Origin of the sequence: Devosia sp. Root436, from assembly GCF_001426345.1 — a bacterium.
Taxonomy (GTDB): Bacteria; Pseudomonadota; Alphaproteobacteria; order Rhizobiales; family Devosiaceae; genus Devosia.
The window spans coordinates 47,195-63,059 of sequence record NZ_LMEM01000012.1; the positions used below are offsets into that span (position 1 = coordinate 47,195).

A 15,865-nucleotide genomic window follows, 5' to 3' on the forward strand; every position below is an offset into this window, starting at 1 on the left:
TTACGCTTTCCCGTCCTTGCGCGCCTTCATCGGCCCGCCCAGGAACGGCGCAAAGCCCGTCCCCATGATCACCCCGATATCGGCCAATCCGTCATTGGCGACAACGCCTTCGGCCACCACCACCTCGGTCATGTCGACCAGCGGTTTCACCAGTTCACGCCCCAGCCCGGCCAGATCGCCATGCGGAGGCGTGGGGCCCTTCTGCGCCTTGCCATCGATCCACTTGTAGAAGCCCTCGCCGGTCTTGCGACCGAGCTTGCCCTCCTTGACCAGCGTATCGAACCGGCTGCCCTCGGGCACGGCATGCCCCAGCTCCGTCGCCACCGACTTGCCGACATCGAGCCCGACCGTGTCCATCAGCTCGATCAGCCCCATCGGCATGCCGAAGGCCACCGCCGCGGCATCGAGCAATTCCTTGCTCTCGCCGGCCTCCACCCTTTGCACCGCGCCCAGCATGTAGGGCATCAGCACCCGGTTGACCAGGAAGCCCGGCGCCGACTTGACCACCACCGGCGACTTGCCGATGGCCAGCGCAAACGCCGCGCCCTTGCCGATTTCGGCATCGGTATTGAATGTCGACCGGATCACCTCCACCAGCGGCAATTGCGCCACCGGATTGAAGAAATGCAGCCCGATCAGCCGCTCCGGCTGCTTGAGCTTTTCGGCAATGCGTTCCAGTTCGATGGACGAGGTATTGGTGGCCAGGATCGCCCCCGGCTTGAGCTTGTCTTCCAGCCCGCCAAAGATCGCCTGCTTGACCTCGAGCTTTTCCACCACCGCCTCGATGATCACATCGGCCCGGCCGACGCCCTTGCCTGCAGGGTCGGCTTCCAGCCGCAGCACCGCCGCGTCGACCTCATGCTTCTTCTTGAGCCGCTTCTTGAACAGCTTCCTGCCGCGATCCAGCGCCGGCTGGATGCGCTCCATGTCGAGATCCTGCAGCGTCACGCTCATGCCGCGCAAGGCGCACCAGGCCGCGATATCGCCACCCATCACCCCCGCCCCGATCACATGCACCCGGGCAAATTTGGCGCCCTTGCTGCCCTGCTTCTTCAGCGCCTCGGAGGCAAAGAACACCCGCCGCAGATTGGTCGCCGTATCGCTGCCCATCAGCGGCACGAAGGCGTCGATTTCCCCGCGGATCATCGCCTGCCAGTCATTGCCGTGCTTTTCGAACAGGTCGATCAGCGCAAATGGCGCCGGATAGTGTTCCACCCGCGCCTTCTTGCCGGCCTGGTCGCGCATCTTGCCGACCACATAGCTGCGCAGCGGCCCCATCGCCATGACGCGCTTGGTAAAGCCCGCTTCGCTCGATTTGCGCTTCTGCAGCACCGCCTTGCGCGCTTCCCAGCGCAGGATATCGCGGTGGCGCACCAGCTTGTCGACGAGGTTCATCCCCCGCGCTGCGCCGGCCTTGAGCATGCGCCCGGTGAGCATGATGCCCATGGCATCGACCGGCCCCGCCTGGCGGATCGACCGCCCGGTGCCGCCAAAGCCGGGAAATATCCCCAGATTGACTTCCGGAAAGCCGATGCGCGTCTTGTCGTCATTGACCGCCACCCGATAGTGGCAAGCCAGCGCCAGTTCCAGCCCGCCGCCGAGGCAGAAGCCGTGAATGCCCGCCACGACAGGAATTTTCAGCGCCTCGATCCGCGCGAACAAGGCATGCGTGCGCTTCAGCGCCTCGGGCAGCACCGAGAAATCGCTCATCGCATCGAATTCGGAAACATCGGCCCCGGCGATGAAGCCGCTATCCTTGCCCGAAAGCAGGATCACCCCCGCCAGTTCCCCGGTCTGCGCCAGCTCCTCGAACCGCTCCACGAGCTGTTCCAGCTCCATGATGGCTTCGCGGCTCAGCGTATTCACCGGCGCACCGGGCGTATCGATGGTGAGCCAGCCCAGATTCTCCACATCGCGGTGGAAACGCCAGTTCCGGGTCTCGGGCATTTGCGGCTGGATCATGCTGTCTCCTCTAGCCACGCCCTCGTGGTTCGAGGGTCGCTACGCTCCCGCCTCACCATGAGGGCTACTGGGAACGCCGTTTCAAAGTAGCCCTCATGGTGAGGTGCGAGCTCTTCGCGAGCCTCGAACCACGAGGGCGTGGCACCTACTCCGCCGCCACCTTGTGCTTTCCCTCTGCAGCCAACTCATCCATCGCGAAATCGTTCACCGCCACGGCCCTGTTGGTAGCCTCGTCGGCCGCCCGCATGATGCCGGCCTCGTTGCCGTTGAGCACGCCCGCCGCCACCGCATCGTCGATGGCGTCGCGGTCCAGCCGCCTTTCGATGACGCCCTTGCGGGCCGCCTTGACGAACTTGGCCTCGACATCCTCGGCTTCCGTCACCTTGAGGAACGCGTCTTCCAGTACGCCCGTCACGTCATTGGGATCGAAAGACACATAGGTTCCCGTCGTCAGCCGGTCGCGGAAAGCGCCCGGACGCAGCACCGCCCGCACGAAGCGATAGTTGATGCGATCGCTGGCCGGCTTGGCATGCCGCCCCAATGGGAAACACAGCAGCCGCATGGCCCAGGCGAAGAACGGATTGGGGAAATTGGCGAAGACCTCGTCGAATGTCCGCTCCATCGACGCCACCCGGTCGGCCATGATGGCGTCGACCAATTCGCGATCCTCGGCAATGCGGCCTTCATCCTCGAAGCGGCGCAGGGTCGCCGACATCATGTAGAGGTCGCCCAGGATATCGGCCATGCGGCCGCTGATCTTCTGCTTGCGCTTGAGCGCACCGCCCAGGAACACCGTGGTCCAGTCCGCCACCAATGCGAAATCCTGGCTGTAGCGGTGCAGCCGGCGATACCAGCGCGCCATCGGCCCCTGGCTGGGCGTCGAGGCGAAGGCGCCATTGCTCAGTCCATGCAGCAGGCTCGCCACGATATTGCGCAGCATGAATTTGGTATGCCCGCCAAACGCGGCGTCGAACTGGTCGAGCCCCTGCTTTTTGTCCTTGTTCTGCGCCGCCTGCACTTCGCGCAGCAGATAGGGATGCGCCCGCAGCACGCCCTGCGCAAAGGTCATCAGCGTGCGGGTGAGAATATTGGCGCCTTCCACCGTAATGGCCACCGGCATGCTCATATAGGCGCCGAACAGGTAGTTGCCCGGCCCATCCTGGATGGCGCGCCCGCCATGAATGTCGAAGGCATCGTCCATGCTGTCGCGCATGGCCTCGGTCGCGGTATATTTGAGCAGGCCTGCAATAACCGCCGGGCGCTGCCCCTCGTCGACCATCGACGCCGTCAGCCGCCGCGCCGCTTCGAACGTATAGGCGCGCTTGACCATCTCGCCGAGCGGCTCGGCCACGCCCTCCATGATACCCACCGGAATACCGAACTGCCGCCGCACCCGCGCATAGGCCGAGGTGGCGCGCAGGGTCTGCTTGATCGAGATCGAGCCGATGGCGGGCAGCGAAATGGCGCGTCCGGTCGACAGGCACTCCATCAGCATACGCCAGCCCTGCCCGGCATATTCGGTGCCCCCGATCAGGAAATCCATCGGGATGAACATATCCTTGCCACGCACCGGCCCGTTCATGAATGCCTGTCTCGCCGGAAAATGCCTTCGGCCGATATCCATGCCCGGATGGTCATGCGGCACCAGCGCCAGCGTGATGCCGATCTCGGGCCCGCGGCCCAGCAGGTTGTCGGGGTCCTTGAGGATGAAGGCCAGTCCCACCAGCGTCGCGATCGGCGCCAGCGTGATATAGCGCTTGTCGAAGTTCAGCCGCACGCCGAGCACTTCCTTGCCCTGATACGTGCCCTTGGTGACGATGCCGATATCGCGCATGCCGCCGGCATCCGAGCCCGAATGCACGCCCGTCAGCGCGAAGCATGGCACTTCGAGCCCCTTGGCCAACCGGCCGAGATACTTTTCCTTTTGGGTCTGCGTGCCGTATTTTTCCAGCAATTCGCCCGGCCCGAGCGAATTGGGCACCATGACGGTGATGCCCGCCGCCACCGAACGGCTGGCGATCTTGGAGACGATCATCGACTGCGCCTGCGCGGAAAAACCCCGCCCGCCATGCTCCTTGGCGATCAGCATCCCCAGGAACCCTTCGTCCTTGAGATATTGCCAGAGCTCGGGCGACAGGTCCGCGCGATTGTTGCGGATGTCCCAGTCGTCGATCATCTTGCAGGCGGTCTCGGTCTGGTTGTCGAGAAAGGCCTGCTCGTCCGCGGTCAGTGTCAGCGGCCTTATGCCATTGAGCTTGCTCCAGTCCGGGCGGCCCGAAAACAGCTCGGCGTCCCAGCCTACCGTGCCGGCATCGAGCGCTTCCTGCTCGGTGCGGCTCACCTTGGGCAGGATGGATTTGACGGCGCCATAGATCGGCGTGATCAGCACCAGCTTGCGGATGGCCGCGACGCTCAGCAGCAGGAACACCGCGCCACCGGCCAGCAACACCCAGCTGCCCGCGCCCAGCCCATAGCCGATCCCGCTTTCGAGGAAGGAAACCCCCGACAGCAATCCGATGGCCAGCAGCGCCACCCCCCATTGCCACAACGGGCTTTCCCGCACGGCCAGAACGGCGAAGACGACAAGGCTGATGGCGATAAGCGCAAAGGTCACGGCATGCCCTCCATGGCGTCGCTCGCACCACCAAGGGCAAGCAACTCGATCCCCAGAACGTCAGGCCAGTCGCCGAATCGTTCGGCTGTCATTGGGTCCGCCGCGCCGGGATCATAGCGCGGGCCGCCCCTATTGTTGAGGCCAGTCTAGCAAGGTTTACGTATACGTCAACTTAGTGCCGTTTACGTCGATATTTCTTCACCTCTCCCTTCGGGGGAGAGGTCGACTTGCAAAGCAAGGCGGGTGAGGGGGCCTTCCCCAAACACTGCACCCGGTAAAGGCCCCCTCACCCGGCCTGCGGCCGACCTCTCCCCCAAAGGGAGAGGTAAGAAACTGCCCCATACGTCCAACGCCCAACTCCTCCACAAGTTCGGGCACCCCTTTGACGCTAACGTAAAGCCATGAAATATTCGTCACACCAATCGGGCAGCAAGCCCGCGCCGTATCAGGCACTCCGGAGGAAACCATGGCCACGACGACAGCTGCTGCCGCCCCGCTTCGCCCCTGGATATCCAGCTATCCTGACGGCATCGTCTGGGATGCCTCGATCGATACGCGCCCGGTGCACGAGCAGGTGCTGGCCGCCTGCGCCAAGAACCCCTCCGCCATCGCCCTCGATTTCCTCGGCGGCACCACCACCTTCGGCGACCTCGCCAGGAAGATCATCGCCTTCGCCGGCGCCCTGCAGCACCAGTTCGGCATCAAGAAGGGCTCCCGCGTCGCCCTGATGCTGCCCAACACGCCCTTTTACCCCATCGCCTATTACGCCGTGCTGCGCGCCGGCGGCATCGTGGTCAATTGCAACCCGCTCTATACCGTGGCCGAACTCAGCCACATCACCTCCAATGCCGGCGCCGACGTCATGGTGACGCTCGACCTGCAGCAGATTTACGAAAAAGCCGAAAAGCTGGTCCAGGCCGGCCGCATCAAGTCGCTGGTGGTTTGCCATTTCCCCGATGCGCTGCCGCTGGTGAAGAAAATTCTCTTCTCCGTCGCCAAGCGCAGGGATTTGGCAAAGCTCGGTCGCGCGCCCATTGCCGACCGCATCGCCCATTTCCACGACATGATCGCGCGCAATGAAACGCCCGACGCCGTGGTCATCGATCCGCTCAAGGACGTCGCCGTCCAGCAATATACCGGCGGCACGACAGGTATTCCCAAGGGCGCCCTGCTCACCCACGCCAATATCGCGGCCAATATGAGCCAGATCGACAATTGGGGTTGTGGCCTGTTCTACCCGCCCTCCAAGGTCATCGCCGTCCTGCCCTTCTTCCACATCTTCGCCATGACGGTCTGCATGAACGTGCCGCTCTGCAACGGCACCCAGGTCGTCATGCTGCCGCGCTTCGAGCTCAAGGCCCTGCTCAACCTGCTCACCCGCACGCGCGCCAATGTCCTGCCCGCCGTGCCCACTCTGCTCAATGCCATTGCCCGCGCCGACAGCGTCACGCCGGAACAGCTGGCGAGCCTCGATGTCGCCATTTCCGGCGGCGCCGCCCTGCCCGACGAAGTCCGCGCCGCCTTCGGCAAGAAATCCAAAGCCATCCTGGCCGAAGGCTACGGCCTCACCGAAGCCTCCCCCGTCGTCTGCTGCGCCGCCTTGCGCGTCGCCAGCAAGCCTATGTCCATCGGCCTGCCCCTCCCCGGCACCGATATCCGCTTCGTCGATATCGACAGCGGCAAACCCGTCGGCATTGGCGAAGACGGCGAATTGCAGGTCAAGGGCCCGCAGGTCATGGCCGGCTACTACGACAATGACGAAGCCACCAAGGAGGCCTTCATGGAGGGCTGGCTGCGCACCGGCGATGTCGGCCACATGGACGAGGACGGCTATGTGTTCCTCGTCGACCGCATCAAGGACCTCATCATCTGCTCGGGCTTCAACGTCTATCCGCGCACCATCGAGGAAGCACTGATGACCCATGAAGCGGTCGAGGAAACCAACGTCATCGGCGTACCCGACGAATATCGCGGCGAGGCGCCAGTCGCCTATGTCAAGCTCCGGGCTGGCCATGATGTCACCGAGGATGCGCTGCGGAAATTTCTTGCCACCCGCCTCAACAAGATCGAAATGCCCAAGGAGATTATCTTCAAGGATGCCCTCCCCAAGACCCTCATCGGCAAGCTCAGCAAGAAAGAGCTGCGTGAGGAATACGCCCAGACAAGAGCCAAGAAGTGAACCGTTCCGTCACCGAAAGCCGCGACCTCTTCGCCATTGCCGATCTCGCCCGCGAGTTCGACATTTCGACGCGCGCCATCCGCTTCTATGAAGCCAAGGGCCTGCTGTCGCCCGAACGTGTCGGCGCCACCCGCATCTTCCGCCGCCGCGACCGCGCCCGGCTCATCCTCATCCTCCGCGGCAAGCGCCTCGGCTTCTCCCTGCGCGACATTTCCGACTATCTCAGCCTCTACGACGCCAACCGCTCCCAGCAGGTCCACCTGCTCACCGCCAAGGTCGACGAGAGACTGGCCTCGCTCGAGGCGCAGCTGCAGGACCTGCAGACCACCATCGCCGAACTGAAAGAAATCCGGAAACTGGCAGACGAGCGCCTGGACAAGGCGGGCTGAGGCGGCGCGCCCTCGTGGTTCGAGGGTCGCTGCGCTCCCACCTCACCATGAGGGCTACTCTTGGTGCGGTGCCTCAGTAGCCCTCATGGTGAGGTGCGAGTTCTTCACGAGCCTCGAACCACGAGGGCGTGGCAGGATGCTACCTCCGCCCCTTCCCACCCTTCGTCATAAAATCCGGCTTCTTCGGCTTCACCCACCCCTTGGGTGGCTGCCGCACCGGCACCTGCGTCCCCAGCCCCATCGCCCCCGGCGGCGGCTGGCTGACCGTCACCGTATCGGGATCGCCCTCCTGCACCGGCGCCTCTCCCTTGATCCGCGCCATCTCGTTGCGCAGCCGCGTGGCCTTTTCAAAATCCATCTCCGCTGCAGCCGCTTCCATCTGCTTCTGCAACGCCAGCAATTTCTCGTTGATCGACCGCGATGACATCTCAAACCTCCACAACCACCGCGCTCACCCTCCCCCTTGCGGGGAGGGTAGCGACGCTAGGCCTTTGGGCCGTAGCAGAGCTAGGGTGGGGGTACGATAGCCCATATCATGGCCAAACACCCACCCTTGATCCTCCCCACCTAAGTCGCCCCGATAAACACCGCCATATCCTCCAGCGTCGCCGCCTCCGCCGCCGGCTTGTCCCATCGAATCCGGCTGATCCGCGGAAACCGCAGCGCCACCCCGGACTTGTGCCGCGTACTCTCCTGCGCCGAGTCGAACGCCACCTCGAACACCAGCTCCTTCTTCACCTCGCGCACCGGCCCGAATGCCGCCGTGGTATTGGCCCTGATCCATTTGTCGAGCAGCTTCAGTTCCTCATCTGTAAAGCCGAAATAGGCCTTGCCGATGGGCACGATCTCATTCCCCTTCCACACGCCGAACGTATAGTCCGAATAAAAGCTCGACCGCTTGCCATGCCCGCGCTGCGCATACATCAGCACCGCATCCACCACATTGGGATCCCGCTTCCACTTGAACCAATACCCCTTGGGCCGCCCCGGCACATAGGGCGAGCTTTGCAGCTTGATCATCACCCCCTCATGACCATGGCTTTCCGCCCCCTGCCGCCGCTGCCGGCCAAGGTCATCCCAACCGCTGAACCGCAGCACTTCCGACAGGTCCAGCCGGCTCTGCGGATTGGCGGCAAGCCACGCCTCCAGCCGCCTGCGCCGCTCGGTCCATTCCAGCGCCCTGATATCCTCGCGCCCATCGAACAGCATGTCATAGACCCGGATAAAGGCCGGCGACTCCCTGAGATGCTTGGGCGACGCCACGCGTCTGTTCAGCCGCTGTTGCAACGCGTTGAAACTGCCAGCCTCGAAGTCCCGCCCCACCAGCAATTCGCCATCCAGCACGCCCAGCCCATGCACATTCTCGACCACGTCGGGAAAGGCCGCCGCAATGTCGTCCCCCGTGCGCGAAAACAGCGACACCGTGCCCCCGCCCAGCACCAGTTGTACCCGGATGCCGTCCCACTTCCACTCCGCCGAAAACTCCCTCGGATCGAGCTTCTCGAAATCCCGGTCCTCGATCGGATTGCTCAGCATCAGCGGATGAAACCGCGCCGACTGGTCGATATCGGGCCGCCCCGCCTTGCCCTCGAGCCAGGCAAAGAGATCGAGATAGGGCACCTTGAGCCCATGCCACACTTCCTCGATCTCCTGCACATCGACGCCGCTCATCTCCGCCAAAGCCGTCTTGGCCAGCCGCGCCGAAACCCCGATGCGCAAGGCCCCCGTCGCCAGCTTCACCAGCGCCCATCGCTCGTTGATCCCCGCCTGCGTCAGCAGCCCCGCGATCAGCTTGGGCAAGTCGCTCTTGCTGGTCGTATTGAACAGCTCGATGAGGTCCGTCAGCGACGGCAAATCGCCCTCCGCGCCGTGATGCGGCCAGATCAGCGCAATCGTCTCGCCCAAATCCCCGACATAGTCATAGCTCATGGCAAACAGCGTCTCGTCCACCTCGGCCAGCACCGTCTCCTTGAGCAAAGCCGGCTTCACATTGCGGAAGGTCAGCGCCCCGGTCAGCACCGCCAGTGCATAGCCGCGATCGGGGTCCGGCACCTCGCGGAAATACTGCGTCAGCGCATTGAGCTTGCGTGTCCGCGACGGCGTCAGCGCCAGCAGCTCCAGCAATTGGGCAAAGCGCTTCATTCGCTCTCGCCCTCCCCGCCATCGTCCTCGAAACCCTGGATGTTGAGCGGCTCCGCCTGCAGCCCCTGCTTGCGGCACCAATAGACCAGCGCATCCTCCCGCCCATGCGTCACCCACACGGTCTCGGCGCGCGTCTCGTGGATGGTCTGGCCCAATTCGCCCCAGTCGCAATGGTCCGAAATCACCAGCGGCAATTCCACCAGCGCCTGTCGCGCCCGCTGCTTCACGCTCATCCAGCCCGACGCCTGGCAGGTCACCGGATCGGGGAAACGCCGGCTCCACCGGTCGCGGATCGCCGAGGGCGGCGCGATCACGATCTGCCCCGCCAGTTCTGCCTTGGGCACATCCAGCGCCGGCCGCAAATCCCCCAGCGGAACGCCCAGTTCCTCATAGAGCGCGCAGAGCCGCAGCATCGCGCCATGCAGGTAAATTGGCGCATCCCACCCGGCATCGCGCAGCAGCGCAATCACCCTCTGCGCCTTGCCCAAGGCATAGCAGCCGACCAGATGGCTTCGCTCAGGCTGGTCCGCCACCGACTTCAGCAGCCGGGCAATTTCCACGTTGGGATGCGGATGCTGGAACACCGGCAGCCCGAACGTCGCCTCGGTCACCAGCAGGTCGCATTCCACCAGCTCATAGGGCTGCGCCGTCCGGTCGGCGAGCCGCTTGTAGTCGCCCGTCACCACCACCCTTTGCCCGCTTTGCTCCACCAGCACCTGCGCCGACCCCAATATATGCCCGGCCGGAAAGAACGTGATGGTCACATCGTCGATCCGATACGGCACCCTGAAATCCAGCGCCTCGAAGCTGCCGGCACAATCCTCGCCATAGCGCACCTTCATGATGGCAATCGTATCCGGCGTCGCCAGCACGGCCTTGTGCCCGCTGCGCGCATGGTCCGCATGCCCATGCGTGATGATCGCCCGCTCGCGCGGCACGGAGGGGTCGATATAGGCGTCGATCGCCCTGATATGGAGGTTCCGGTCGAGGATCTGGGTAGCCATGGGACTCCCTAACGTTGGCGGCCCGAAACAGGTTCACCCGGCAGGTTCGAGCCGGCATATTCTGCCCGCCGGCACTGTCAGAACCTGTCGGCAGGCGGCAAAAAACCCGCAATTCCGGACCCACGCCAATGGCATGAAACTTGAATGTGTTCCGGCAGCTCATCTGCCGAGGCATCCATGTCCTTCTCCGTTTCCGCCAATATGCGCTCCTTCCCGCTGAGCAACCAGCGTCTGGGCACCAGCGATTCCAGCCCGCTTCAACCCAAAAGCCCCGAGGAAGAATTCCTCGAACTCGCCAAAAAATCCCCGCTGGAACGCCTGCGCGACAAGATTCTCGAAGACATGAAGACCAGCGAAGCAGACCTCGCCCAGATGGAACCCGAAGCCCGCCAGGTCGTCGAAGACGAAATCAAGCGCCGCATGATGGAAGCCTTGCAGGCCGGCAACGAAGCCGGCAAGGTCGTGGACAAGACGGCTTAGGCGCCTTCCCCTCTCCCCTTGAGGGAGAGGGTGGTTTTCCGCGTTCAGCGGAAAACCGGGTGAGGGGTCCTGCGCTCTCCCATGCTGCAATGCATGTGGAAGCAAACCCCTCATCCGGCGCTCGCGCCACCTTCTCCCTCAAGGGGAAGGGAAAGCCCCTCACATCACCTTGCTGACCGCAAGCAGCCCCGGCCGCTTCTCGTTCGCCGCCGATATCGCCGCCTCCCCGCCCAGCACCACCACATGCCCATGCCTGGCCACCGCATCCACCGCCTCGGCCATGCGCCGGAAATCGGCGATACCGGTCCCCAATATCTCGTCCCGCCGCTGCTGGCGGATCGCATCCGTGGTCCCGGTCAGCTGCCGCCACATCGACGAATAGCCCTTGGCATCGGGGAATTCATATCCATCCACATCCCCGATCACCCCGATGATCGAGCGCGTCAGATCGTTGTCGCCGATCCCGGCATTGAGCGCCCTGCTCGCCCCGTCATAGGCATCGAGCGTCTTCAGCAGGTTGGGATCGCGATAGCTCAAAAAGCTGAAATTCCCCGATGTGAGGTCGAACCGGCTCGACCCGCCATAGGCCCCGCCCTGCACGCGCACCTTGTCCCAGAGATAGGTGGTGTTCAAAAATTTCAGCACCACCGCCGAAGCCCCGGTCATCTCGAAGCCGAGCGCCCGCAGGTTCGCCCCCTTGCCCACATAATTGACCTGGGCCGGAATGATCAGCCCCTCCGACTTGGGCGCATAATCGATGGCCCAGTCCGCAAAGGCAAAGTCCCTGTCCGGCAACCGCCCCAGGAACCCCTCTATCTCTCCCCGCGCCCGTTCCCACAGCGCCCCGTCGGCCGTGACATTGACCACCATGCGCCCGCGATTGAACAGCGTGTCGCGGATGCGCACCAGCGCCGCCTCGACGCTGTCCCAGTCGCTGTCGATCCGCTTCACCAGTTCGCGCAGGAAGCCCAGATAGCTCACCCCGCCCAACTGCTCGGCGATCCAGCTCGCCTCGGTCAGCCCGGCATTGAGCCGCGTATTGACGATGGCATTGCCGGCGGGCACCAGCCGCGCCTCGAAGCCCGCCTTTTCCTCCAGCGCCATCTGCTTGAACCGCGCGCGATTATCCAGCCGCGCATCGAGCAGCACATCGCCCATGATGGCGAGCATTTCCGCATGCTTGTCCGGCACCGCCTTGCCAGAGAGGAAAAACCACGCCGCGCTGCCGTCGCTCCCCTGCCGCGCCGACAGGCCCCGATGCTGGGCAATCCCGCCCGTCGAGCGCCCGATGCGCTGCGTCAGCGACACGAAATCTTCCTTGCTCGTCCCCGTCTGCAGCAGCGCCCGCCCGAACAGCGGCAGATAGGGCAGCAGATCCTTGTCCAGCACATGCAGGTCAAAGCCCAGATCGAGATAGACGATCCCCAGGGTCGGCAGGTCATGGTAAAACAGCCGCGCGTCGCCCAGCATGCCGACCTCGATCGGCGTGGTCCGTGATTCCTGCGGCAGGTCGGCCAGGCCAAGCGTCGGAATCTTCGCCAGCAGCGCCGGGTCATCCACCTCTTCCTGCAGGGCTTTCAGCCTGTCAGTCTCGGCCATAGTGGCTTCCAGTGCCTTCTCGTCCAGCCCGGCCCGCACATCGGCCAGGATTTCGGCTTCCTTCGCCGCCTCCCGCGCGCCCTGTTCGGGGTCCGCGCTCAGCGTCACCGTCGTCCGGTGCATGTTGTCGAGGAACAGCCGCCGGATTTCGCTGGCGAAATGCCCCTTGCCGGCCTTGTCCTTCAGTGCGGCCAGCGCATCCTCGAACTTGAGCTGCCCCAGCGGGTCCCCCTCATGCAGCCACGTCCCCAGCGCGTTGAACATGTAGACCAGGCCACGCGGATAGGAGCCGGTATTGTTCTCGCGCAGCGAAAACTCGAACGTATTGGCCGCAGCCTCCAACTGGTCCGTCGCAAAGCCCTTTTCGGCAATCTCCTCCAGCGTCGACAGGATCAGCGCCTCGACCTTCCCCGCATCGTCCGGATCGATCCCCTTCATGCCAAAGCTCGCCATCGGCTGGCGCAGCCCCGCCCCGATCCCGCCGCCGGTCATGCCCTCGCCCAGCCCGCTCTCGGTCAGCGCCTTGCGCAAGGGCGCGGCCGGATTGCCCGCCAGAAGGTAGCTCAGCATGCCGTGGCTCAGCGCCTCGGTCCGGTCGGCCGGCGGGTCGATCATCCAGTTGACCGACACCATCCCGTCCCGCGCCTTGCCCTCATCCCTGGTCCCGGCATAGGTCGCCACCACCTGCCGCGGCGTGTTGAACCGCGGCTGCAGCTTGACCTCCGCATCGACAGGCGCCCGCTCGAACTGGCTGAAATATTCGTCGAGAATAGCCAGCCGCTGCCCCGCATCGTCGTCCCCCGAAAAGAACGCCCGCGTATTGGACGGATGGTAGTAGGTCTGGTGGAACCGCTTGAACTGCGCATAGCTTAGTTCCGGAATGACCTTCGGGTCACCCCCCGAACTCTTGCCATAGGTCACATCGGGATAAAGCGAGCGCTGCGAAATATCGCGCATCACGGCGTCGGGCGACGAGAACACGCCTTTCATCTCGTTGAACACCACGCCCTTGTAGACCAGCGGCGAGGCCGCATCCTCCAGCTCGTAATGCCACCCCTCCTGCCGGAACGTGTCCTCGCTGATCAGCGGAAAGAACACCGCGTCCAGATACACATCCACCAGGTTGTAGAAATCCTTGAGGTTCTGGCTCGCCACCGGATAGGCCGTCTTGTCCGGAAAGGTCATGGCATTGAGGAAGGTGTTGAGGCTCCCCTTGATCAGCTCCACGAACGGCTTCTTGACCGGATATTTCCGGCTCCCGCACAGCACCGAATGTTCCAGGATATGCGCCACGCCGGTCGAATCCTGCGGCGGCGTCTTGAAGGTGATGCCGAACACCTTGTTCTCGTCGTCATTGACGAGGCTCAGCACCTCCGCCCCCGTCTTCCTGTGCCGATACAGCAGCGCCTGGCTGTTCACTTCCGCAATATGCTCGTCGCGGACCAGTTCGAATGCAGGATGGGACATGGGGAATACTCGGAAGGGTTCTTGTTGTTGGCTGACAACGTAGGGACGGGACCGCCGATCCGCTAGAGGCGTCACGCCGGCTTGACGCGGCACGATCCATCGTCCGGGTCACCCTCCCCCTTGCGGGGAGGGTAGCGGAGCTAGGCCCGCAGGGCCGTAGCGGAGCTGGGGTGGGGGGATCGGAGCCCCAATATCCGGGCCAAACACCCCCCACCCTCGATCCCTCCCCGCAAGGGGGAGGGAGTCGACTGAGCGTACAGAGCTCAAACGCCCCCTCGAATCTCCGGCTTCACGTCCCTCTCATACCACTCCGCCAGTTCCCCCATCAGCGCCGGGAACAACGGCCTTTGCGCGCTCGCCGCCACATTATCCGCCAACTGCTCCGGCTTGCTCACCCCGGCAATGACCGTGCTCACCTGCGGATGGTCCAGAATCCAGCGCAGCGCGAACTGGCTCATCGGCAATGCTTCCGGCGCCAGCCCGCGCAATTGCCCCACCAGCTCCACCCCGCGCTCGAACGGAATGCCGGAAAACGTCTCGCCCACCGAAAACGCCGCGCCGTCCGCATTATAGTTCCGGTGGTCCGACGCATCGAACCGCGTCGCCTTGTCGAATTTCCCGCTCAACAACCCGCTCGCCAGCGGCAGCCGCACGATGATGCCGACATTTCGCTCCGCCGCCTTCGGCAACAGCGCCTTGGCCGCATCCTGGCGGAACAGGTTGAAGATGATCTGCAGGCTCGCGCAACCGGGCTGTTCGAGGCAGATCAGTCCCTCCTCGATGGTCTCGACGCTGGCCCCCCAATGCCGCACCAGCCCTTCGGCCTTGAGCTGGTCCATCCAGCCGAAAATCCGGCCGTCGCGCAGCACCTCGGTCGGCACGCAATGCAATTGTGCCAGGTCGAGACTGGCCACGCCCAGCCGCTCCGCCGAGCCCTTGAGGCTCGCACGAATGCCATCCAGGGAATAATTATCGGGAAACAGCCCGCCGCCGCGCCCCAGCTTGGTCGCCACATGCACATCCGGGCCCTTGCCATGGCTGCCGATCCGGCTCTCGCTCAACCCGCCGCCATAGACATCCGCCGTGTCCCAGAACGTCACGCCCGCCCCGTTCGCCGCGTCGAGGATGGCCCCGGCCGTCTCGTCCCCCACCGGCCCGAAATCGCCGCCAAGCTGCCAGCAGCCCAGCCCGATTTCGCTCACTTCATAGCCCGTCTTGCCCAGAAGCCGCGTCTTCATCACCATTCTCCCTGCCATGGCCAATCGGCCCGGCGCAGGTTTGCGCGGGCAGGCATGCCGGGGTCAACCCCTCTCCCCTACTCGAAATAATCCGGATGATCGCTGATCGTCTGGTTCAGCAGCACCTCGGCCCGGGCCAGATGCGCCCGCATCGCCGCCTCGGCCCCGGCGACGTCGCCCGCCCCCACGGCCGCAGCGATCGCCTTGTGTTCGCCGATCGCCACCTGCGACGACGATACGCCCAGCGTCAGGTAGCGCACCCGGTCGAGCTGCATCTTGTGGTCGTCGATGAGTTGCCATGCGTATTCCACCCCCGCCAGCCGCGCCAGCGTACGATGGAACAGCTCGTCCAGCGTATGGAAGCGCCGGCTGTCATCGGCGCTGGAGGCGGCTTCCTGCTCGGCAATCAGCTCGCCCAGCACCGCCTTGGCCTCGCCCGGATGGCTCGCCACCCGGCGGATGATTTCCACCTCGATGCTTTCGCGGATGAACCGGCTCTGCCGCACCCCCTCGGGCGAGATTTTCTTGACCACCGTGGCCCGCTTGGGCCGGATCAGCAGCAATCCCTGCTGCGCCAACCGGATGAAGGCCTCGCGCACCGGCTGGCGCGACACGCCATAGCGGCCGGCAATGTCGCTCTCGGAAATCACGTCGCCGGGTTTCAGCGTCATGGTCACGATATCGTCGCGCAGCGCGCCGACGACGCGGAGCGCCATGGTTTCCTCGGTCACGCTGTCGGACACATTCACGGCCATACTGATTCCCCTTTGCCGACCATGAGACGGAACACA

At 64.2% G+C, this 15,865-nt stretch carries 11 protein-coding genes; 3 read left to right on the forward strand and 8 right to left on the reverse strand.

The genetic code is table 11. From position 1 onward, the window contains the following. Together ASD04_RS13265 and ASD04_RS13270 are read right to left on the reverse strand one after the other, a co-directional pair. Nucleotides 1-1,962, reverse strand: coding sequence for a 3-hydroxyacyl-CoA dehydrogenase NAD-binding domain-containing protein (locus ASD04_RS13265; RefSeq protein WP_056257743.1), 1,962 nt, complete (start codon nucleotides 1,960-1,962; stop codon nucleotides 1-3). Nucleotides 1,963-2,107: 145 nt separating this feature from the next. Next, nucleotides 2,108-4,576 carry an acyl-CoA dehydrogenase gene (locus ASD04_RS13270; protein ID WP_056257747.1) on the reverse strand — a complete coding sequence of 823 codons (2,469 nt, stop codon included), beginning with the start codon at nucleotides 4,574-4,576 and terminating at the stop codon, nucleotides 2,108-2,110. Between the two features lie 466 nt (nucleotides 4,577-5,042). Here ASD04_RS13270 and ASD04_RS13275 point away from each other — a divergent pair, with 466 nt between their 5' ends. Together ASD04_RS13275 and ASD04_RS13280 are read left to right on the forward strand one after the other, a co-directional pair. Beyond that, nucleotides 5,043-6,755 carry a long-chain fatty acid--CoA ligase gene (locus ASD04_RS13275; protein ID WP_056257750.1) on the forward strand — a complete coding sequence of 571 codons (1,713 nt, stop codon included), beginning with the start codon at nucleotides 5,043-5,045 and terminating at the stop codon, nucleotides 6,753-6,755. Further along, nucleotides 6,752-7,144 carry a MerR family DNA-binding protein gene (locus ASD04_RS13280; RefSeq protein WP_056257753.1) on the forward strand — a complete coding sequence of 131 codons (393 nt, stop codon included), beginning with the start codon at nucleotides 6,752-6,754 and terminating at the stop codon, nucleotides 7,142-7,144. Before ASD04_RS13275 ends, ASD04_RS13280 begins: the two co-directional genes overlap by 4 nt. Before the next feature lie 139 nt (nucleotides 7,145-7,283). On the opposite strand, the gene ASD04_RS13285 is transcribed toward ASD04_RS13280, so the two are convergent. The 3 genes from ASD04_RS13285 to ASD04_RS13295 all read right to left on the reverse strand — a co-directional run bounded on the left by ASD04_RS13285 (nucleotide 7,284) and on the right by ASD04_RS13295 (nucleotide 10,290). Continuing rightward, entirely contained in the window at nucleotides 7,284-7,571 is a 288-nt protein-coding gene (locus tag ASD04_RS13285; protein WP_082531214.1) for a UvrB/UvrC motif-containing protein, read from the reverse strand. A 140-nt stretch (nucleotides 7,572-7,711) separates the two neighbouring features. After that, complete coding sequence (locus tag ASD04_RS13290) at nucleotides 7,712-9,286, reverse strand: cisplatin damage response ATP-dependent DNA ligase (RefSeq protein ID WP_056257755.1); 1,575 nt, start codon at nucleotides 9,284-9,286, stop codon at nucleotides 7,712-7,714. Further along, entirely contained in the window at nucleotides 9,283-10,290 is a 1,008-nt protein-coding gene (locus tag ASD04_RS13295) for a ligase-associated DNA damage response exonuclease (RefSeq protein ID WP_056257759.1), read from the reverse strand. Before ASD04_RS13295 ends, ASD04_RS13290 begins: the two co-directional genes overlap by 4 nt. Nucleotides 10,291-10,467: 177 nt before the next feature. Between ASD04_RS13295 and ASD04_RS13300 the strand changes: the two genes are divergently transcribed. Beyond that, a complete protein-coding gene (locus ASD04_RS13300) occupies nucleotides 10,468-10,770 on the forward strand; it encodes a hypothetical protein (RefSeq protein WP_056257762.1) in 303 nt (100 codons plus the stop codon). A 159-nt stretch (nucleotides 10,771-10,929) separates the two neighbouring features. Here ASD04_RS13300 and ASD04_RS13305 read toward each other — a convergent pair whose 3' ends face one another. The 3 genes from ASD04_RS13305 to ASD04_RS13315 form a co-directional block, all read right to left on the reverse strand. Continuing rightward, nucleotides 10,930-13,836, reverse strand: coding sequence for an insulinase family protein (locus ASD04_RS13305; protein ID WP_056257764.1), 2,907 nt, complete (start codon nucleotides 13,834-13,836; stop codon nucleotides 10,930-10,932). Nucleotides 13,837-14,099: 263 nt separating this feature from the next. After that, entirely contained in the window at nucleotides 14,100-15,074 is a 975-nt protein-coding gene (locus tag ASD04_RS13310; RefSeq protein WP_056257766.1) for an aldo/keto reductase, read from the reverse strand. Between the two features lie 77 nt (nucleotides 15,075-15,151). Then, the gene (locus tag ASD04_RS13315; protein WP_056257768.1) at nucleotides 15,152-15,829 is read right to left on the reverse strand and encodes a GntR family transcriptional regulator; all 678 of its coding nucleotides are present in this window, start codon (nucleotides 15,827-15,829) and stop codon (nucleotides 15,152-15,154) included. Nucleotides 15,830-15,865 lie beyond the last annotated feature (36 nt).

Excerpts from the sequence above, each read along its gene's own strand:
- ASD04_RS13265 (WP_056257743.1), bottom strand. The coding sequence starts at position 1,962 with ATGATCCAGCCGCAAATGCCCGAGACCCGGAACTGGCGTTTCCACCGC.
- ASD04_RS13275 (WP_056257750.1), top strand. The coding sequence starts at position 5,043 with ATGGCCACGACGACAGCTGCTGCCGCCCCGCTTCGCCCCTGGATATCC.
- ASD04_RS13285 (WP_082531214.1), bottom strand. The coding sequence starts at position 7,571 with ATGTCATCGCGGTCGATCAACGAGAAATTGCTGGCGTTGCAGAAGCAG.
- ASD04_RS13290 (WP_056257755.1), bottom strand. The coding sequence starts at position 9,286 with ATGAAGCGCTTTGCCCAATTGCTGGAGCTGCTGGCGCTGACGCCGTCG.
- ASD04_RS13295 (WP_056257759.1), bottom strand. The coding sequence starts at position 10,290 with ATGGCTACCCAGATCCTCGACCGGAACCTCCATATCAGGGCGATCGAC.
- ASD04_RS13300 (WP_056257762.1), top strand. The coding sequence starts at position 10,468 with ATGTCCTTCTCCGTTTCCGCCAATATGCGCTCCTTCCCGCTGAGCAAC.
- ASD04_RS13305 (WP_056257764.1), bottom strand. The coding sequence starts at position 13,836 with ATGTCCCATCCTGCATTCGAACTGGTCCGCGACGAGCATATTGCGGAA.
- ASD04_RS13310 (WP_056257766.1), bottom strand. The coding sequence starts at position 15,074 with ATGAAGACGCGGCTTCTGGGCAAGACGGGCTATGAAGTGAGCGAAATC.
- ASD04_RS13315 (WP_056257768.1), bottom strand. The coding sequence starts at position 15,829 with ATGGCCGTGAATGTGTCCGACAGCGTGACCGAGGAAACCATGGCGCTC.